This window comes from Methylomonas koyamae (assembly GCF_001644025.1).
Taxonomy (GTDB): Bacteria; Pseudomonadota; Gammaproteobacteria; order Methylococcales; family Methylomonadaceae; genus Methylomonas; species Methylomonas koyamae_A.
Map to the genome: position 1 here is coordinate 20446 of NZ_LUUK01000004.1, position 18859 is coordinate 39304.

Genomic DNA, 18859 nt, shown 5'->3' on the forward strand with positions numbered 1-18859 from the left:
CCCCTGTTATTCGAAACCCTTCGGCACTTGATTGTGCCAGTCGGTGACCTGCTGGTAGCGGTGGCCGACGTTCAACAACTTGGCTTCGCCGAAATAGTTACCGATGATATGCAAGCCAACGGGCAGGCCGGCTATGAACCCGGCCGGAATCGACATCGCCGGCAGGCCGGCCAGGTTGATCGCTATCGTGTAAATGTCTTCCAGATACATCTGAATCGGGTCGTCGGTTTTTGAACCGATTTTGAATGCCGTGCTCGGCGTGACCGGTCCCATCAATACGTCGACTTCGCTAAGAGCGCGTTTGAAATCGTCGCTGATCAATCGGCGCACCTGTTGGGCTTTCAGATAATAGGCGTCGTAATAGCCGGCCGACAGTGCATAAGTGCCCATCAGAATCCGGCGTTTGACTTCCGCGCCGAAGGCTTCGCCGCGCGAGCGGATGTAGAGGTCGGTCAAATCGGCTGGGTTTTGGCAGCGGTAGCCGAAGCGCACGCCGTCGTAACGCGACAGGTTGGACGAGCATTCGGCCGAGGCGATCACGTAATAAGCCGGTATCGCCAGTTCCAGATTCGGCATGTCCACTTCTTGTACCGTCGCGCCGAGTTTCTGGTATTCGGCGATCGCGGACTGAATCGTCGCCGCGATTTGGCTGTCCAGTTCGGGGCTGAAAAATTGTTTCGGCAGGCCGATTTTCAAACCTTGCAGGCTGTCGTTCAGACCGGCGCTGTAATCCGGTACCGGCTGGTCGACGCTGGTGGAGTCCTTGCCGTCGAAACCGGCCATGACCTGCATCAACAAGGCCGCATCTTCGGCGCTACGCGCCATCGGTCCGCCCTGGTCAAGGCTCGAGGCGTAGGCAATCATGCCGTAGCGCGAAACCCGACCGTAGGTCGGTTTCAAGCCGGTGATGCCGCATAAGGCTGCAGGTTGCCTAATCGAGCCGCCGGTGTCGGTACCGGTCGCCGCCGGCGTCAGCCTCGCCGCAACGGCGACCGCCGAACCGCCGGACGAGCCGCCCGGCACCCGTTCGGTATCCCATGGATTGCGAGCCGGGCCGTAGAAACTGGTTTCGTTGGACGAACCCATCGCGAATTCGTCCATGTTCAACTTACCCAGCATCACCGCGCCAGCCTGATTGAAGCGTTCGACCGCCGTGGCGTCGTAAGGGGCGATGAAGTTGTCCAGCATTTTCGAGCCGCAACTGGTTTTAACGCCTTGCGTGCAAAAGATGTCTTTTTGGGCGATCGGGATGCCGGTCAGCGGCGCCGGCGTGCCGGCGGCCAAGCGCCGGTCGGCGGCTTCCGCCTGCTGCAAGGCCAGTTCTTCGCTGACCGTGACGAAGGCGTTCAGGGCTTGATGTCGTCCGATGCGAGCCAAAAAGACCTGGGTCAATTCGGTGCTGGAAAATTGCTTGCCGCGCAGTCCGGCGGCTAATTCGGTTAGCGATAGCGTGTGCATGGTTCGGAATTATTCGATGACTTTCGGGACCAGATAAAGTCCGGCTTCGGTTTGCGGGGCGATGGCTTGAAAATGCGCTCGTTGGTTGGTCTCGACGGCGGTATCGGCGCGCAGGCGTTGGGTTTGGTCGAGCGGATGCGCCATCGGAGCGATGCCGGCGGTGTCGGTTTGCCCCATCCGGGTCATTAAATCCAGCATGTTGGATAGGTCTTTGGCGTAATGTTCGACCTGCGATTCCTCGATTCCCAAGCGTGCCAGATAGGCGATTTTTTTAACGTCATTAGCCGTTAACGACATCTTCTAACTCCAAGTTTTATCGGTAAATCTATGATACTTTATATCTTGCCCTATCGCCCGCTTGATTGTTAAAGTAGCGGGATTTTCTGTGTGCATTTAGGATACCGTTTAATGTTCAAAAGAATTCGTGGCCTTTTTTCCAATGATCTGTCTATCGACTTGGGAACGGCAAATACGCTGATTTATGTTCCGGGCCAGGGAATCGTATTGAATGAGCCGTCCGTCGTCGCGATTAAGGAGGACAAAATCCGCGGCCAGAAAACCATCGCCGCGATCGGCGCCGACGCTAAAAATATGTTGGGCCGCACGCCCGGTAACATCACCGCGATCCGGCCCTTGAAAGACGGCGTGATCGCCGATTTTGCCGTAACCGAACGCATGTTGCGGTTTTTCATTAAAAAGGTGCATGAAAACAAACTGCTGAGGCCCAGTCCGCGCATTCTGATTTGCGTGCCCTGCGGCTCGACTCAAGTCGAGCGGCGGGCGATTCGCGAGTCGGCGGCGATGGCCGGCGCTCGCGAAGTGTATTTGATCGAGGAACCGATGTCCGCCGCGGTCGGGGCCGGTTTGCCGGTCGATGCGGCACACGGTTCGATGGTGCTGGATATCGGCGGCGGCACTTCGGAAGTCGCGGTCATTTCATTGAACGGTATCGTCTATTCGGCGTCGGTGCGGATCGGCGGCGACCGTTTCGACGACGCGATCATCAGCTACGTGCGCCGCAACTACGGCACGCTGATCGGCGAAGCCACCGCCGAGAAAATCAAGCATGAAATCGGCGCGGCTTATCCCGGTAGCGAAGTTCGCGAAATGCAAGTCACCGGCCGCAATCTGGCCGAAGGCGTGCCGCGCAGTTTTTCATTGAACAGCAACGAAATTCTGGAAGCCTTGCAGGAGCCTTTGTCCGGTATCGTCAGTGCCGTCAAGGTCGCGCTGGAACAAACCCCGCCGGAATTGGGCGCCGACGTTGCCAGTCGAGGTATCGTCCTGACCGGCGGCGGTGCGCTGTTGAAAGACATCGATCGCTTGATTTCCGAGGAAACCGGCTTGCCGGTATACATTGCCGACGATCCGCTTACCTGCGTCGCTCGCGGCGGCGGCATGGTGTTGGAGATGCTGGACGCCCGAGGCGCCTCGGCATTTTCGCTGGAATAGTCCGCTCGGCGTCTTGTTGTTCGAGGGACGGCGTTAACCGGTGATGTCGGTTCCCGCCGTCTTTTTTGTTTCAGCGGGTACCGTTCGGCGGTTGCGGATCGTTGGACTGGGCCTGTCGGCAATCCTTTATTTTCCGTCGGGATTGCCGTTTCAAAATCGCTAGAGGTTTTGCCATAAAACTGCTATTCGCCAAAGGCCCTTCGCTGAATACCCGTCTGTTGGTCGCGGTGTTGCTTTCGGTTGCGCTGTTGGTGGTCGATTACCGCAGCCAACGCTTGAACATGCTGCGCTCGCTGTTGGCGATGGCGACCTACCCCTTGCAAATGCTGGCCAGCCTGCCCATCGACGCTTACCATGATTTGTCCGATTCGGTGATTTCCTATGTCGAACTACAAAAAGAGAATCGCCGGCTGAAAGAGCAGCAGTTCGTCAACGACGCCAAATTGTTGAAACTGGCGGCCCTGGAGAAGGAAAACACCCGGCTACGCATGTTGCTTGAGAATTCGTTTCAACTTGGCGAGCAAGTGTTGGTGGCCGAGTTGGTGTCGGTCAAACTGGCGCCCTACGAGCATACCGTCGTCGTCAACAAGGGCTCTCGCTTCGGCGTGCATCCCGAACAGCCGGTGCTGGATGCCAGCGGTATTGTCGGCCAAGTGGTCCGCACGATGCCGTCCAGCTCGGAAGTGATGTTGATCACCGATCCCGATCACGCGATCCCGGTTCAGGTCAATCGCAACGGCCTGCGGACAATAGCCTTCGGCACCGGGCAACCCAACCGGCTGCATCTGCCGTTTTTAGCGAATAACGCCGACATCGTACCCGGCGACCTGTTGGTCACGTCCGGTTTGGGCGGCGTGTTTCCGGCCGGTTATCCGGTCGCGGTAGTCGATAAATTCGAGGCTAGACCGGACAAATCGTTCGCCAATATCTATGCCACGCCGAAAGCGGAGCTGGATAAGAGTCGGGAGTTTTTGATCGTTTGGAGCGATTCGACGCCGGTCGTTTTGGGCGAGCCGGTCAAGCCGGACGTCGCCGAGCAAGCGGCGCCGGTCGCCGCGAAACCCAAGGATGCTAAGCATGTCGGGCCATAACGCGCTGGCTTTGATTTATTTCGTCGTCACGGTAGCCGGCGCGATGGTGCTGCGGGTGATGGGGCTGTTTCCGGGGATGGAAGTGTTCAATCCGGACTGGGTGGTGTTGGTTTTGATCTATTGGTCGATCGCGCTGCCGGAACGCTTCGGCGTATTCAGCGCTTGGTGGATAGGGCTGTTGACCGATGTACTGACCGGGCGCTTGCTGGGTCAGTACGCGTTGATTTATCCGTTGATTTGCTACTTCAGCATCAACGAACACCGGCGGCTGCGACAGTTTCCGATGGTTCAGCAATGCCTGTTCGTACTGTTTTGCCTGCTCGGTTCGCAAAGCGTGATTTTCGCGATCGAAAGCATCAAGGCCGGTAACCGCTTGCCGTTGTCGTTTTGGTATCCGGCGCTGAGCGGGGCGCTGGTCTGGCCGTTGGTGTTTTATCTGCTGCGCTTTATCCGGGTCATGGCGCGCCTCGACTGACCGGCGATGGACAGAAAATTCGCGATCAAGGACCCGCTGGCGGAAAGCCGTCTGTTTCTAAGTCGTATCGTCACGGCTTTTATCCTGATTATCGTGTTGATGATCGGTCTGGTGGTGCGTCTGGTTTACCTGCAAGTGGTCGGCCACGAACATTACGCGATGCTGTCCAAGGACAATCGCATCAAGATCGCGCCGTTGCCGCCGACGCGCGGCGTCATTTATGATCGCAAGGGTCGGATGTTGGCCGAAAACGTGCCGACTTACAGCCTGGAGCTGATACCGGAGCAGATTGGCAACCTCGACGACACTTTGAAGCGTCTACAGCAACTGCTGAACATTCCCGACGAAAAAATCGAGGCGTTTCAAAAACTGCGTAAGCGCAACAAATCGTTTACCAGTACGGCCTTGCTGCAAAATCTGACCGACGAAGACGTCGCCAAATTCGCGGTCGTCCGACCGTATTTTCCCGGCGTCGACGTCTACGCTCGCTTGGTGCGCCACTATCCTTACGGCGACTTGACGTCCCACGTGGTCGGTTACGTCGGGCGGATCAACGAGCAGGAGTTGAAGACCCTGCCTTCCGTCATGTACCGCGGGACGGACCATATCGGCAAGACCGGCATCGAGAAGACCTACGAGGAACATCTGCTCGGTACCGCCGGTTACGAGGAAATCGAAACCAACGCTCAAGCCAGGGCGGTCAATACCGTGGCGACGGTCGAGCCGATCGCAGGATCGAATATCTATCTGACACTGGATATCGACATACAAAAGATTGCCTACGACGCATTGGTCGAGTTCAACGGCGCGGCGGTGGCGATAGAAGTCAAAACCGGCGCGGTGTTGGCTTTTGTTAGCCGGCCGGGTTTCGATCCCAATCCCTTCGTTTCCGGCATCTCCGGCAAGGACTACAAGGCTTTGCAGGAATCGCCGGACCAGCCCTTGTACAACCGGGCGCTACGCGGACTATATCCGCCCGGTTCGACGGTCAAGCCGTTTTTGGGCTTGGCCGGGCTGGAGTACGGCGTCATCGATTTCGGCCACCGGCTGTTTTGTCCCGGCTACTACAAGTTGCCCAACGTCGACCATAAATACCGCGACTGGAAGAAGTGGGGGCACGGGATGGTCGACATGAACGAAGCGATCACCCAATCCTGCGACGTGTATTTTTACGATCTGGCGCTGGCGCTGGGTATCGATAAGATGCATGAGTTCATGGACAAATTCGGTTTCGGTCGCAAGACCGGTATCGATCTGGTGGGCGAAATCGACGGCTTGATGCCGTCCAAGGCTTGGAAACGCCACTACCGCAATCAGGCCTGGTTTCCGGGCGAGACCCTGATTACCGGGATCGGTCAGGGCTACACCCAAGTTACGCCCTTGCAATTGGCTCACGCCACCGCGACGCTGGCCAACGGCGGCAAGGTCATTACGCCGCATTTGGTACATAGCATCATCAGCGCCGATTATGCCGATCGGATCGAAGGCAAGGCCGACCGGATCATTCCGCTGAAACCGCAAAATGTCGAGAACGTCATTCGGGCGATGACCAACGTGGTACATGGCGCGCGCGGTACCGCCGGCCGGCTGGCCAAGGCCATCAATTATCAGATCGCCGGCAAGACCGGTACCGCCCAGGTGTTTACCGTCAAACAGGAAGAGAAATATAACGAGGACGCGATCGACTTCAAAATGCGCGACCATGCCTTGTTCATCGCATTCGCCCCGGTGCACGATCCGCAGATCGCCGTCGCGGTGATCGCCGAACACGGCGGTCACGGCGGTTCGGTGGCAGCGCCGATCGCCGGTGAAATTATCGATGCTTATCTGAACCAGAAAAAGGACAGTTCGCCATGAGAAACGAAATGCGCAACGAACAATTTCAAGCGCCGTCCTTGCTTGGCAACCTGCTGCGCAAGCTGCATATCGACATCCCGCTGTTCATCGGTTTGTTGCTGATTCTGGCGCTCAGCTTCGTGATTTTGTACAGCGCCGGCGGGCAGGAAATGGCGATGTTGGTGCGTCATGCCAGCCGGATGGGCTTGGCCATTGTATTGATGATCGTGCTGGCTCACATCAACCCCCGGCAATTTCAGACTTTCTCGGTCGCTTTGTTTTCGGTGTGCGTGCTGTTGTTGCTGGCGGTGGCGGTGATCGGCCAAATTAGCATGGGCGCTCAGCGCTGGCTGGACTTGGGCTTTTTTCGCTTCCAGCCGTCGGAGTTTACCAAGATCAGCGCGCCGATGATGGTGGCCTGGTATTTGTCCGAGCACGCCTTGCCGCCTAAACCCAAGCATCTGTTGGCGGCCGGGATATTGTTGTTGGTGCCGGTGCTATTGATCGCTAAGCAGCCTGACTTGGGCACGGCTCTGCTGGTCGCTAGTTCCGGGGCCGCGGTGTTATTCTTCGCGGGCCTGTCGTGGTGGGTCATGTTGGGGGCGGTGGCGGTGTTGGGCGCGCTGACCCCGGTCATGTGGCACTTCATGCGCGAGTACCAGCGCAGCCGGGTCTTGACTTTCATCAATCCCGAGGCCGACCCGATGGGGGCCGGCTACCATATTATTCAGTCCAAAATCGCGATCGGTTCCGGCGGCGTGGACGGCAAGGGCTGGCTGGGCAGCAGTCAGGCCGAGCTGGATTTTTTGCCGGAAAGTTCCACCGACTTTATTTTCGCGGTTTTCGCCGAAGAATTCGGTCTGTTTGGCTGCGTCGGTTTGCTGTTGATGTATCTACTGGTCATCAGCCGCTGCTTTTACATTGCCGTGCAAGCCCAGGATACCTATTCCCGGTTGTTGGCCGGCAGTTTGTCCTTCACCTTCTTTGTTTACGTGTTCGTCAACATCGGCATGGTGATCGGCGTGTTGCCGGTGGTTGGAGTGCCGCTACCCTTGGTCAGTTATGGCGGCACCTCAATGGTGACGCTGATGGCCGGTTTCGGCATTCTGATGTCGATACACACTCATCGCAAGTTGTTGCCGGTTTGAGGCGATCGCCATAAACCAGCGGTCCGCTCGGGAAAAACCGCGTAATATTCCCCAATTATTCCTTTTTTCTGTCTGAGTTTATGAATTTTAAAGTCGCGTTTATGTTGTTGTTATTGTCGGCCGTCGGCCAGGCACTGGCTGAAGTTGCCACCACCGATTCCTTCAACGGCTTCATCAAGCAGATGGTCAAGCAACATCGTTTCAACGAAACGGAGTTACGGAGCTTGTTCAAGGCGGTCAACATCCAGCAGCCGATACTCGATGCCATGTCCAAGCCGGCGGAGGGCAAGCCCTGGTTTCAATACCACGAAATTTTCATGACCGAGGCCCGCATCGCAGGCGGCGTGCAGTTTTGGAAGGATAACGAAGCCGCGTTGCGCCAAGCCGAACACCAATATGGGGTTCCGGCGGACATTATCGTCGCCATCATCGGCGTCGAAACCAAATACGGCGCGCACACCGGCAAATACCGGGTGATCGATGCGTTGGCGACATTGGGATTCGCCTATCCGCCGCGTAGCGAATTCTTTCTGAAGGAGTTGGAGCAATTTTTGGTTTTGGCGCGCGAGGAGGGCATGGACCCGTTGCAGCCGATGGGTTCCTACGCCGGTGCGATGGGCTTGCCGCAATTCATGCCGAGCAGTTTTCGAAGCTATGCCAAGGATTTGGATGGCGACGGTAAACGCAATATCTGGACGAATCCGGCCGATGCGATCGCCAGCGTCGCCAACTACTTTGCCAGCAACCAATGGAAACCCGGCGGTCCGATCGCGTACCCGGTCAACGCTGCGGGAGAGGCGTATAAAAAGGCCTTGAGCAAGGGTGGCAAGCCCGACACCAGTGCGGCCGAACTGCGCAAGTTGGGGGTCGAATTGCCGGCCGGTTTGCCCGCCGGCGAGGCGGTCAAGCTGCTGGCGTACCAACAGCAAATCGGCGAAGATTTATGGATAGGCTTGCACAATTTCTACGTCATCACCCGTTATAACCATAGCCCGCTCTATGCGATGGCGGTTTACCAGCTTAGCCAAGCGATCGCGGCACGGAAGATTTGAACGGAAAGCGGCCGACAATATCCAAGTCCCGGTCGTTACGCTTCGATTCGCGAACAGAAAACTGAGTTTCCTTCGATGGGTGGCAAACCGATGTGTTTTGCTACGAAATGTAATTGAACAATGACAGATTTTGCACCTTGGTAAACGCGGCTTGCGCGGCTTGCAACGACGTTTGTTGCAGACTGAATTTACTCAATGCGTCGGCATAATCCAAGTCGCCTATCGCCGACGCGGTGGTTTTGTTGGCCAGGATGTAGTCGGTATTCAAATTTTGCTGATCGTCCAGTGCGTGCAAGCGCGCGCCGGTCGAGGCGCGGGTGGTTTCGAAGCGGACCATCGCTCTATCGATATCGTCCAATGATCCGCTGTTTGGCGTATTGGCTTTCAGATCCTGAGATAACCGGTTGATGGCTTGAAATGCATTGTCGATGCCGCCGGGCGTCAATGTTCCGGCCGAGTACACGCCGAAGACTGCTTCACCGGCGTCGCCATCGGTTATGGTCCGGCTGGGGCCGATGGCGATGCTGCGCTGGTTGGCGTCGCCCTGATAGGCGTAAGTGGTGGTATCGAACGGAATCGTGTCGCTCTTGTAGCCGGCAAACAAATACTCGCCGTTAGCGTTTTTGGTGTTCGCCATACCCAGCAACTGTTTGTTTAGTTCATCGATTTCCGCGGCAATTTCCTGACGATTGGTAACAGTATTACTGTCGTTCATACCTTGCACGGCCAATTCGCGGATGCGTTGCAACACGTTGGTCGCGTTTTCCAGGCTGGACTCTTGCAACTCCAAGCGTTGCCGGGCCGCTCCGATGTTGGTCTGAAACTGTTGGTTCTCTTTGATGTTTTGTTCCAAATTGATCAACGACACCGCCGCCGGAGCATTTTCGGACGGCGACAGATATTTCTTGCCGGAAGACAATTTGAGTTGGGTATCGCTGAGTTTGGACTGTTGTTCCAGCATCGCGTCGACGCCGAGCTGGTGGTTCCAGGTCGTGGAAATGCGCATGTGAATTCTCCTAACGTACCGCTCCAATGAGGGTGTCGAATAGCGTGCTAGCCACCGATACGGCCTTGGCGGCGGCGGCGTAAGCGTTTTGGAATTTGATCAGGTTGGCGGCTTCCTCGTCGAGATTCACGCCGGAAACGGTTTCCTTGGCGCTGGTGGCTTGTTTCAACAAGGTGTCCTGCGCGGTCCGGTTGACCGAGGCCGCGTGTGTTTGCGAGCCGACATCGGCCACCAACTGGCTGTAGACTTGGGTGAAACTGGCCTTGCCGTTTTGCATCAGGGTTTTCGTTTCCAGATCGGCCAGCGCCAGCGCATTACTGTTGTCGCCGGGCACCCCGGCGGCGCTGCTGGCGGCGGCGATTTGTTTGGGATTGGTGATCGCGCTGTTCACCTTCAAGGTGCCGGCCGCGTTAAAGCTCGGGCTGAGGTCGAAGGTATCGCCGCTGGTCAGCGAACCGCCGCTGAACGTGATGCTGAAGCCTAAGGCTGCGGCGGCGGTGGCAAGCGTCGTGTCGTCCAGGCCGGTTTGGCTGGTGTTGCTGCTCAGATTGGTCAACGTATAGGCGTTGGGGCTGGTGCCGGTGATACTGATCCGGTAGCTGGTATCCAGGTTGGCCGACGAACTGGGGGCGACGAAGCTGGCGGTGGCCAGCAGGTTGTCGTCGGCGGCGTGCGGCGTGACCTGAACCACCGGCGAGCCGAGGTCGAAGAAAGCCAGGCCGGGGTCGCCGTTCAAATCGAAACCGGCCTGATGGGTGCTGTTAAACTCGGTGGCCAGACCCATCGCCAGCGTGCCCAGTTGTTTTTGAGCCGGGTCCAGTACTTGGTCGCGGAAACGCAAATTGCCGTAAAGCTCGCCGCCGGAAATCAGACCGGAAATGTCCTGGCCGTTCAGCAGAATTTCTTTATGCGTCGAATCGGTGGCGGAGGACTGCAGGGAGAGCTGCGACGCGGAATTACCTAAGACCAGTGGTTGGCCGTTGCCGATGAAGACATTGATTGAGCCGTCGGTTTGGTTGGTGAAATTGACGTCGACTTTTTCGGCGATTTTGTTCAGTAGCAAGTCGCGTTGGTCCAGCAAATCGTTGGGCATTTCTCGACCGGAAGCCCTGCCGATGTCGGCGACGATTTTTACGTTGAGATCGGCCAGGGCCTTGGCATACCCGTTGATCTCGGTGAGATCGGTCTCCAGGTTGGTATTGACCTGATCGCGCAATTCGCCGAAGCGGGTATTCAAGGTGTTGAACTGCTGGGTCAACGAGCTGGCCTGCGTCAACAAGGTTTGGCGGGCCGGGATCGAGGTGGGGTCGTTGGCGACGGTGTCGACTGCGTCGAAGAACGATTTCATCGCCGGCGCCAGACCGGTGGTGTCGTCGGCGGTGATGTTGTCGATTTGGCTGGACAAGGTATAAAAACTATCGACGTCGTGGTAGGCCGAGGTACTGGAGCGGACCTGGCCGGTAATGAACTGATCGTAACTGCGGGTGATATTGACGACGCTGACGCCGCTGCCGACGTAGCCGGAGCCGGTATATTGCTCGCGACGGGTCGCGGTTTCGACGCGCTGCCGGCTGTAGCCTTCGGTGCTGACGTTGGAAATGTTGTTGCTGGTGGTTTCCAGCGAGCGCTGAAACGCCGTCAGTCCGGATAATGCGGTGTCCAATATGCCCAAGCCCATGATGGTCTCCTAACCGTTGGTGTCGCTCGCCGCGCTGTCGCCGGCATGGCTGCGATAGATCGACATGACTTTTTCCGCGTATTTGGGGTCGGTGGCATAGCCGGCTTTTTGCAAAGAGCGGATGTATTGCGCAGGGTTCTCGGCGTTTTTCAACGCTTGTTCATAACGCGGGTTGGATTTGATGAAGTCCACGTAATCGTTAAAGCTATCTTTGTACGAGTCGTAAGCGCGGAAACCGGCCACCTGTTTTTGGGCGACGCCGCCGTCGAACTCCAATGTCATTGCCTTGGCTTGCTTGCCTTGCCAGGCTCTATCCGCCTTGATGTTGAACAGGTTATAGCTGTTATCGCCGCCGTTTTTGACCATCGCCTGTCCCCAGCCGGTTTCCAGCGCGGCTTGAGCCAGCAACAGTTTGGCGTCGACCCCCAAGCTTTGCGCGGCTTGCCGGGCATGCGGCATCAATTCGTTGAAAAAGGTTTGCTGGGCCGGCGTGGCGCCGTCATCGATTACGTCCGACGAGGCCGGTGCCGCGTCCAAGTCGCGCCAGCGTCCGGCGGTGTTGGACTGGTCACGCTCCAGTCGAGCCAGGCTGCGTTCCAGGCTGCTCAGTCCCGAGGCGTCCAACGCGTTGGACGCGGCTTGCCCGCCGCGCGGCGGTTGCCGGTTGCCGTTAGCCGAGCCGCTGCCGGCGACGCGATCCAAGTAGTCGCTGGCTTGTAGTACACGGCCTGGCTCGTCTTCCTGCTTGTCTTGCCTAGGGCTCAGCTGCTTAGCGATGACTTCCGCCAGCCCGACGCCGGTGCCGGATAAATGCATGGCCATTTGCTGGTCGTACATGTCTTGGTACATCTTGCTCTGTTGACTGTCGGCAAAGCCGTCGGCCAGTTTGGCTTCGCGCATGCTTTTCATCACCATGCCCAGAAACAGCGACTCGAATTGTTTGGCGGCTTCCTTGATGGCGGCCGGCGACGATTCGCGCGCGCCTTGTTTTAATTTGGCCAATCCGGCGAAGTCGGTATAAACCGATGTGGTATCCGCGTTTAACATGGCAACCTCCCAAGCACTGTCAGACTTAAATGACGATCAATTCCGCCCGTAGCGCGCCAGCCGATTTCAGGGCTTCCAAAATCGCCACCAAGTCGCTGGGTCCGGCGCCGACTCCGTTGACCGCCTGGACGATTTCGTCCAACGAAACGCCGGGGTTGAAGACGAACATATGGTTTTTGTCCTCTTTGATCGACACCTGCGATTGCGGCGTGACCACTGTACTGCCGCCCGATAGCGGATTGGGCTGGCTGACTTGCGGGTTTTCGTTGATCGTCACGGTCAAGCTGCCGTGCGATACCGCCGCCGGCTGCACCCTGACCTTGCTATTGATGATTACGGTGCCGGTTCGGGAGTTGACGATGACCTTGGCCGGCGCGTCGTCCGGCGTGACGTCGAGGTTTTCCAACATCGAAACAAAGCTGACCCGTTGCGAAGCCTCCACCGGTGCCCGCACGCTGACCGAGCCGGCATCGACGGCGCGGGCGGTATCGGCGCCGAAGGCTTTATTAATCGCTTGGACCACGTTGTTGGCGGTGGTGAAGTCGGTGTTGTTCAAGTTAAAGACCAGATCGCCGCTTTGGTCGAACGAGGTCGGCACCACTTGTTCGACCGACGCGCCGTTGGGAATTCGGCCGACCAACGGATTGTTGACGGTGATTTTGGAGCCGTCCTGGCCGCCCGCGCTCAGGCCGCCGACGACCAGATTGCCTTGGGCAATCGCGTAAACCTTGCCGTCGGCGCCCTTGAGCGGACTCATCAGCAAAGAGCCGCCGCGCAGGCTTTTGGCATCGCCGATGGACGAGACAGTGACGTCGATTTTCTGACCCGGTTTGGCGAAGGCCGGCAGTTCCGCGTGAATACTGACGAACGCGGTATTTTTGGCTTTCGGATCGGTACCCGGCGGCAGGGTCAGGCCGAGCTGGCCCATCATATTGCGCAAGGTTTGCGGGGCGAACTTGGACGATTTGTCGCCGGATTTGTCCAGGCCCGTGACCAAGCCGTAGCCGACCAACTGGTTGGAGCGTACCCCGGCCACCGACGCCAAGTCTTTGATACGTTCGGCATGCGCCCAGCCGCCGCTCAGCAGCCAGAAGGCGATGACGATCAATGTGGTTCTGTTCATGATGGTATCCTCAAAAGAGCGCCGAAACGGTTTAAAACGGGAAAATCGGGCTCAGGAAAAATCGGGCCAGCCAACCGATTTTGTTGGAATCCGCGATGCCGCCGTCGCCGGTGTACATAATCGTTGCATCGGCGACTTTGGAGGACGACACGGTGTTGGCGGCATCAATGTCGATGGGGCGAACAATGCCGGACAAGCGCACGTATTCGTTACCGTCGTTCAAGGCCACCCGTTTCTCGCCGCGCACCCGGACGTTGCCGTTCGGCAGTACTTCGACGACGGTGACGCTGATGTCGCCGGTCAGCGTATTGCTTTGGTCGGCCTTGCCCTTGCCGTCGAATTGCGTGGTCGCGGCCAAGCTGGTTTTCAAGTCGTGACCCAACAAGGCCTGGCTGGCGACGCCGAACAGCGTTGGCGCGGTCGCCGACACCGAGGTGTTTTTCGAGGTGTTGGTATTGGCTTGTTTTCTGGCTTGGGTGGCTTCGTCCAGTGTGACCGTCAAAATGTCGCCGACTCGGCGGGTCTTGATGTCTTCGAACAGGCGCATGTCGTAACCGGCCTGGTAAATCGAGCCGTTGTTCTGTTGCGGGGGCCGCAGATCGGCCGGTTGGACCGGTGCGAAATCCGGATCGCGCTTGGGCAGAGTGTCGCAACCGGTCAGTGCCAGCAGCAATGCGGCCGCCAGCGGCAAGAGTTTGCCGGAGTACCGGCGCCGATGCGGAAAATAGGTGTTCATCGTCATGCCCCTGAATTAGAGTTGTTGGGTAACGAACGACAGCATTTGGTCGGTGGTGGAGATGGCCTTGGAGTTCATCTCGTATGCGCGTTGGGTTTCGATCATATTGACCAATTCCTCGACCACGTTGACGTTGGACGTCTCCAGCGAGCCTTGCACCAGATTGCCGAATTCGTTCTCGCCCGGCGTACCGACGATAGGCGCGCCGCTGGCGACGGTTTCTCGGTACAAGTTGTCGCCGATCGGCTCCAGGCCGGCGGTGTTGATAAAGTCGGCGGTTTGAATCTGGCCGATTTGGTTGGCCGCCGCCGAGCCGGGTTGGGTGACGGTGACGGTACCGTCTAGGCCGATCGTAATGCTGGTGACATCCTGCGGTACCGTGATGGCCGGCTCTAGCGGCATGCCGTTGGAGGTGACGATCTGGCCGGTCGAATCCAGCTTGAACGATCCGTCGCGGGTGTAATTGATCTCGCCGCTCGGCATCAGGATTTGCAGGAAGCCGCGGCCGCTGATGGCCATGTCCAGCGAGTTGCCGGTTTGCTGAACGTTGCCCTGGGTGTGCAGCTTCTCGGTGGCGACGGTTCTGACGCCGGTGCCCAACTGCAAGCCGGTCGGCAACTGAGTGTTTTGGGTGGATTGGCCGCCGGCTTGACGGACGTTTTGGTACATCAAGTCGGCGAAAATCGGTCGGGCTTTCTTAAAGCCGGTGGTGTTGACGTTGGCCAGATTGTTGGAAATCACGGCCATTCGGGTTTGTTGGGCATCCAGTCCGGATTTTGCGACCCATAATGCTCGTTCTGTCATGTTCGTCTCCTGATCTGACAAGTTTTTGTCTTATCAGGGATAAAGCAGCTTCTATGCCACTTGCATGATCTTGGCCGTGCTGTTGGCGGTTTCGTCGGCGGTTTTCATGACCTTGCTTTGCAGATCGAAGTTTCTGGACAGTTCGATCATCTCCACCATCGCCGCCATCGGATTGACGTTGCTGTTTTCCAGGGCACCCTGGACCAATACGACGTTCGCGTCTGCCGTCTGAACCGCGCCGTCCTTGGTATGCATCAAGCCGTCCTCGCGTTTCTCCAGCGAAGCCGGATCGGGATTGACCAGCTTGATTCTGTCGACGATCACGGTGTTGGTCGAATTTTCGCCTTGCGGCACGATGTTGATGGTGCCGTCGTCGCCGATGTCGATTTTGCGAGCCGGTGGTATCGTGATGCCGAGCGCGGCTTCGCCGACGACAGCGAGCCCGGAACTGGTTTGCAGTTGGCCTTCGGGCGTTATGCGCAGATCGCCGGCGCGGGTGTAGGCTTCCTTGCCGTCCGGCGTGGTAACCGAGATCCAGCCGGGGCCGTTGATGGCGACGTCGAGTTCGTTGCCGGTGGTTTGCAGCGCGCCGGACGAGAGATCGCTGCCGGGCCGTTCGGTCATCGCGTAAACGCGGGTCGGATAACCGGGTCCGAACGCCGGCATGGCTCGGAATTGCTCGAAGTCGGACTTGAAGCCGGGCGTCTGGGTGTTGGCGAGGTTGTTGGCGTTGGCCGTTTGCGCCAGCAAGGTCTGCTTGGCGCCGTTCATCGCGATGTAAAGGCTGCGGTCCATGGGAAATCTCCGTAAAAGCAGGCGGGACCGGCGCCGCTTGCCGGCCCGGTCCCGCGCTAGCCGTGTTTACCTGATGTTGAGGACGGCCTGCATAATGGTGTTTTCGGTCGTGATGGTTTGGGCGTTGGCTTGATACGCTTGTTGGGCGACGATCAGATTGACCAATTGCGCCGATAGATCGACGTTCGAGCTTTCCAGCGCGCCGGATTGAATCAAGCCGAAATTGTTGGAACCGGCTTCGCCGGCGATCGGGTCGCCGGAGGTGGCGCTTTGACCCCAGGCGGTATCGCCGAGTTTGGACAGGCCGTTGGTGTTGGCAAAACGGGTCAGAGCGACCTTGCCCATGGTTTGCGAGCCGCCGTTGCTGAAGCGGGCGAAAATCACGCCTTCATCGTCGATGTCGATGCCGGTCAGGCGTCCGGCAGGCAGACCGTTTTGGGTCATCGCGTTGACGCTGAATTTCTCTTGGACCTGGGTGGACCCGAAATAGTCCATCGTCGATACGGTGATGTCGGACGCGCCGGTGGCAGGCGTGATGGTGTAGGCGCTGAGCGCGAAGCGGCCGTTGGATGGGGTGGTCAATTTGCCCGAGGAGTCGAAGGTCATTGTCGCCGGCGTCGGCGGCACCGTTAGGTCGGATGGCGCGGACACCGTCGAACCGTAGGTGCCGGCATTGACTGGCGTCTTGGCGGTCGGCGTGGCCGGTTCGCTCATGTAGTGATAGACGTCCCAGTCGGTGGAACTGGCGGTTGACGTGCCCTTGACGAAATAGGTGGTCAGAATGTGCGGCGAACCGAGCGAGTCGTAAATCGTCACCGAGGTTTGCGAATTATAGGAATTGCTGTCGGTCGGGTCGAAGGTGGTGACGCTCGGGGTGGCCGCGTTGGCGTTCAGGTTGACGGTTAGCGACGCGGTATCGGTGGCGCTGGGCAGGCCGGTCAGGGTGTTGATTTGCACGGATTGGGTGACGCCGGTACTGAAGCCGTCGGTCACCGAGGTACCGTTGGGCGCGTACACCATCAAGGCCTTGCCCTGGTTGTTGACCAGATAGCCGTCCTTGTCCAATTTGAATTCGCCGGCGCGGGTGTACGATAAATCGGTGGTTTCGGTAGGGCTTTTCGCCAGCGTAAAAAAACCCTCGCCGCTGATGGCCAGGTCCAAATTGTTGTCGGTGAATGACAAGCTGCCCTGATTGAATTGCTGGGCCACGTTGGTGACCTTGACGCCAGAGCCGGCCGTGGTGCTGCTGACGCCGCCGAGGCTGGCGGCATAGACGTCGGCGAATTCCGAGCGGGATTTCTTGAAACCCACCGTATTGGAGTTGGCGATGTTATTGCCGGTAACCGACAGATTGTTGGATGCGGCATTCAAACCGCTGAGTGCTGTTGTAAAAGCCATGACGCCTGCTCCTTAAAGAATTTGTTTGATTTTGCTGAATTTGATGTCGCCTAGACCTTCCAGATTCACGGACAGACCGCTACCGTTACTGCCGATGGCGACGCTTTTTACCTTGGAGTTGATGCTGGTATCCAGCGCGGTATTGGTGCCGTCCAGCCAGCCGAAGGCCTTGATTTTGTATACGCCCGGATCGGCCGGAGTGCCGGCGCTGTCGTTGCCGTCCCATTCGAATTTCAGCGTTCCGGCCGATTGCGCGCCCAGATCGAGTTCCCGAACCACCGTGCCGGTCTCCGGGTCGACGATTTGCACGCCGACGCTGGTTGCTGTGCTGGGTATATCGAGTTCGCCGGATACGCTGCCGCCGGCGCTAAGCAAGGCTTGCGAGCCTGGTGCCACGACGGTATGGCCAACGATGCTGGCCGCCTGCAGGGCTTGGTCGGCATTTAACGAATCCGACAGGGTCTGGAATGAGGTTTGTAACTCCTGAATGCCGGAAACCGCGCTGATCTGCGCCATTTGGCTGACGAATTCGGCGTTGTCCATCGGTTTGGTCGGATCTTGATGGGTGAGCTGGGTCGTTAACAGTTTTAAGAATTCGCTTTGGCTTAACGACTGGCTTTTGCTGGTCGCGCTGCTGGCGCTTGACGCCGAGCCGGTCGTGGCCAGTCCCAAACTGTTGAAGGTATCCGTTAGGGTCGTCATGGCTTAGTCCTCATTGCCCCATCTTCAGGGTCTGTAGAATTAGGTTTTTAGCGGTGTTAAGCACCTCAACGTTGTTTTCATAGCCGCGCGAGGCCGACATCATGTTGGCCATTTCCTCGATGGTGTTGACGTTGGGTTTATAGATGTAGCCTAGTTCGTCGGCCATCGGATGATTCGGCGCGTATTCCATGATCGGTTGCGCCTGGCTTTCGACGACGCCGCGGACTTCGACACCGGTGGTGCCGGCTCGGCGGTCGAGCTGGTTTTGAAATTCGGCCGCGAACACCGGCTGCCGCGACTTGTAGACTTGGTCGATGCTGCTGCTGACGCTACTGGCGTTGGAAATGTTGCTGGCCACCAGATTCAGGCGCAGGTTTTGCGCATTCATGCCGCTGCCGGCAACGTCGAAGATTCGCAATGAGGACATGGTTATTCTCCCTTGATGGCTCTGACCAGCCCGGCAAAGTCGTCGCTGACGAAGCGCAGACTGGCTTGGTATTGCACGGCGTTTTCGGCGTATTTCGCCTGTTCGATATTGGTCTCGACGGTATTGCCGTCCAGAGAGGCTTGATACGGCGTCCGGTACAGCAGTTCGGCGCCGAGCAAGGCATTGGGGCCGGTCATGTGGCCCTGATGGGTGCGACGTAGGTCGCCGCTAGCGTCCGCCAGGGATTGCTGGAATACCGATTTGAAGTCCAGATCCCTGGCCTTGTAATCGGGGGTGTCCGCATTGGCGAGGTTCGCCGCCAAAATTTCGCTACGTTTTTCGCGTAGGGTTAGCGCTTGCGGATGAACGCCCAATGCTCGGTCGAAATTGATTGACATGGTTTGCCGCCTCTTCGAGTTGATACCCGTATTTAGCAGAAAATATGCCATAAATAAAAAGTCTGAATAAATCAGTTGGATTGGCTGGAGTGGCGTCTGGACGAGCGTCAAAATTTGCCGTTTGCCGCGCGGCGGCAAAATTTTTCCGCATGACCGGTGCGCAATTTTGCGGGGTTGAGACCGGCGCTTAGGCGAGGTGCGTCAAGATTCCGGCGGAGGGGGGCGGGTTGCTT

19 protein-coding genes are annotated in these 18859 nt (G+C 57.9%); 6 read left to right on the forward strand and 13 right to left on the reverse strand.

Annotated features, from left to right (window positions below; all coding sequences use genetic code 11):
- Nucleotides 1-6: 6 nt before the first annotated feature.
- Together gatA and gatC are read right to left on the reverse strand one after the other, a co-directional pair.
- Nucleotides 7-1458 carry an Asp-tRNA(Asn)/Glu-tRNA(Gln) amidotransferase subunit GatA gene (gene gatA / locus A1355_RS00410; RefSeq protein ID WP_064023924.1) on the reverse strand — a complete coding sequence of 484 codons (1452 nt, stop codon included), beginning with the start codon at nucleotides 1456-1458 and terminating at the stop codon, nucleotides 7-9.
- A 9-nt stretch (nucleotides 1459-1467) separates the two neighbouring features.
- Nucleotides 1468-1755 (reverse strand): Asp-tRNA(Asn)/Glu-tRNA(Gln) amidotransferase subunit GatC, encoded by a 288-nt coding sequence (gatC, locus tag A1355_RS00415; protein WP_064023925.1) that lies wholly within the window; start codon nucleotides 1753-1755, stop codon nucleotides 1468-1470.
- 111 nt (nucleotides 1756-1866) lie between these two features.
- Between gatC and A1355_RS00420 the strand changes: the two genes are divergently transcribed.
- The 6 genes from A1355_RS00420 (at nucleotide 1867) to mltB (ending at nucleotide 8512) form a co-directional block, all read left to right on the forward strand.
- The gene (locus tag A1355_RS00420) at nucleotides 1867-2910 is read left to right on the forward strand and encodes a rod shape-determining protein (protein WP_064023926.1); all 1044 of its coding nucleotides are present in this window, start codon (nucleotides 1867-1869) and stop codon (nucleotides 2908-2910) included.
- 65 nt (nucleotides 2911-2975) lie between these two features.
- Nucleotides 2976-4001: a rod shape-determining protein MreC gene (gene mreC, locus A1355_RS00425; protein ID WP_331710092.1), complete on the forward strand. Its 1026-nt coding sequence runs from the start codon at nucleotides 2976-2978 to the stop codon at nucleotides 3999-4001.
- Nucleotides 3988-4476: a rod shape-determining protein MreD gene (mreD, locus tag A1355_RS00430; RefSeq protein ID WP_064023927.1), complete on the forward strand. Its 489-nt coding sequence runs from the start codon at nucleotides 3988-3990 to the stop codon at nucleotides 4474-4476. The genes mreC and mreD overlap by 14 nt, the downstream gene beginning before the upstream one ends.
- A 6-nt stretch (nucleotides 4477-4482) precedes the next feature.
- Nucleotides 4483-6333, forward strand: a complete 1851-nt coding sequence (gene mrdA, locus A1355_RS00435; protein WP_064023928.1) for a penicillin-binding protein 2 — start codon at nucleotides 4483-4485, stop codon at nucleotides 6331-6333.
- The gene (gene rodA, locus A1355_RS00440; protein WP_064023929.1) at nucleotides 6330-7460 is read left to right on the forward strand and encodes a rod shape-determining protein RodA; all 1131 of its coding nucleotides are present in this window, start codon (nucleotides 6330-6332) and stop codon (nucleotides 7458-7460) included. Before mrdA ends, rodA begins: the two co-directional genes overlap by 4 nt.
- Before the next feature lie 80 nt (nucleotides 7461-7540).
- Nucleotides 7541-8512, forward strand: coding sequence for a lytic murein transglycosylase B (gene mltB, locus A1355_RS00445; protein ID WP_064023930.1), 972 nt, complete (start codon nucleotides 7541-7543; stop codon nucleotides 8510-8512).
- Nucleotides 8513-8612: 100 nt separating this feature from the next.
- On the opposite strand, the gene flgL is transcribed toward mltB, so the two are convergent.
- The 11 genes from flgL to flgB all read right to left on the reverse strand — a co-directional run bounded on the left by flgL (nucleotide 8613) and on the right by flgB (nucleotide 18626).
- Nucleotides 8613-9518 (reverse strand): flagellar hook-associated protein FlgL, encoded by a 906-nt coding sequence (gene flgL, locus A1355_RS00450; RefSeq protein ID WP_064023931.1) that lies wholly within the window; start codon nucleotides 9516-9518, stop codon nucleotides 8613-8615.
- 10 nt (nucleotides 9519-9528) lie between these two features.
- On the reverse strand, nucleotides 9529-11196 hold the full coding sequence (flgK, locus tag A1355_RS00455) for a flagellar hook-associated protein FlgK (protein WP_064023932.1): 1668 nt from the start codon (nucleotides 11194-11196) through the stop codon (nucleotides 9529-9531).
- Between the two features lie 9 nt (nucleotides 11197-11205).
- Nucleotides 11206-12243: a flagellar assembly peptidoglycan hydrolase FlgJ gene (gene flgJ, locus A1355_RS00460; RefSeq protein ID WP_064023933.1), complete on the reverse strand. Its 1038-nt coding sequence runs from the start codon at nucleotides 12241-12243 to the stop codon at nucleotides 11206-11208.
- 25 nt (nucleotides 12244-12268) lie between these two features.
- Nucleotides 12269-13366, reverse strand: coding sequence for a flagellar basal body P-ring protein FlgI (locus A1355_RS00465; protein ID WP_064023934.1), 1098 nt, complete (start codon nucleotides 13364-13366; stop codon nucleotides 12269-12271).
- Nucleotides 13367-13397: 31 nt separating this feature from the next.
- Nucleotides 13398-14102, reverse strand: a complete 705-nt coding sequence (gene flgH, locus A1355_RS00470) for a flagellar basal body L-ring protein FlgH (protein ID WP_064023935.1) — start codon at nucleotides 14100-14102, stop codon at nucleotides 13398-13400.
- Nucleotides 14103-14117: 15 nt separating this feature from the next.
- Nucleotides 14118-14906 carry a flagellar basal-body rod protein FlgG gene (flgG, locus tag A1355_RS00475; protein WP_064023936.1) on the reverse strand — a complete coding sequence of 263 codons (789 nt, stop codon included), beginning with the start codon at nucleotides 14904-14906 and terminating at the stop codon, nucleotides 14118-14120.
- A gap of 51 nt (nucleotides 14907-14957) precedes the next feature.
- Nucleotides 14958-15701 carry a flagellar basal-body rod protein FlgF gene (gene flgF / locus A1355_RS00480; RefSeq protein ID WP_064023937.1) on the reverse strand — a complete coding sequence of 248 codons (744 nt, stop codon included), beginning with the start codon at nucleotides 15699-15701 and terminating at the stop codon, nucleotides 14958-14960.
- Nucleotides 15702-15767: 66 nt separating this feature from the next.
- Entirely contained in the window at nucleotides 15768-17099 is a 1332-nt protein-coding gene (flgE, locus tag A1355_RS00485; RefSeq protein ID WP_064023938.1) for a flagellar hook protein FlgE, read from the reverse strand.
- Between the two features lie 12 nt (nucleotides 17100-17111).
- Nucleotides 17112-17801, reverse strand: coding sequence for a flagellar hook assembly protein FlgD (locus A1355_RS00490; RefSeq protein ID WP_064023939.1), 690 nt, complete (start codon nucleotides 17799-17801; stop codon nucleotides 17112-17114).
- 10 nt (nucleotides 17802-17811) lie between these two features.
- The gene (flgC, locus tag A1355_RS00495; RefSeq protein ID WP_064023940.1) at nucleotides 17812-18228 is read right to left on the reverse strand and encodes a flagellar basal body rod protein FlgC; all 417 of its coding nucleotides are present in this window, start codon (nucleotides 18226-18228) and stop codon (nucleotides 17812-17814) included.
- A 2-nt stretch (nucleotides 18229-18230) separates the two neighbouring features.
- Nucleotides 18231-18626, reverse strand: coding sequence for a flagellar basal body rod protein FlgB (gene flgB, locus A1355_RS00500; RefSeq protein WP_064023947.1), 396 nt, complete (start codon nucleotides 18624-18626; stop codon nucleotides 18231-18233).
- Nucleotides 18627-18859: the final 233 nt, after the last annotated feature.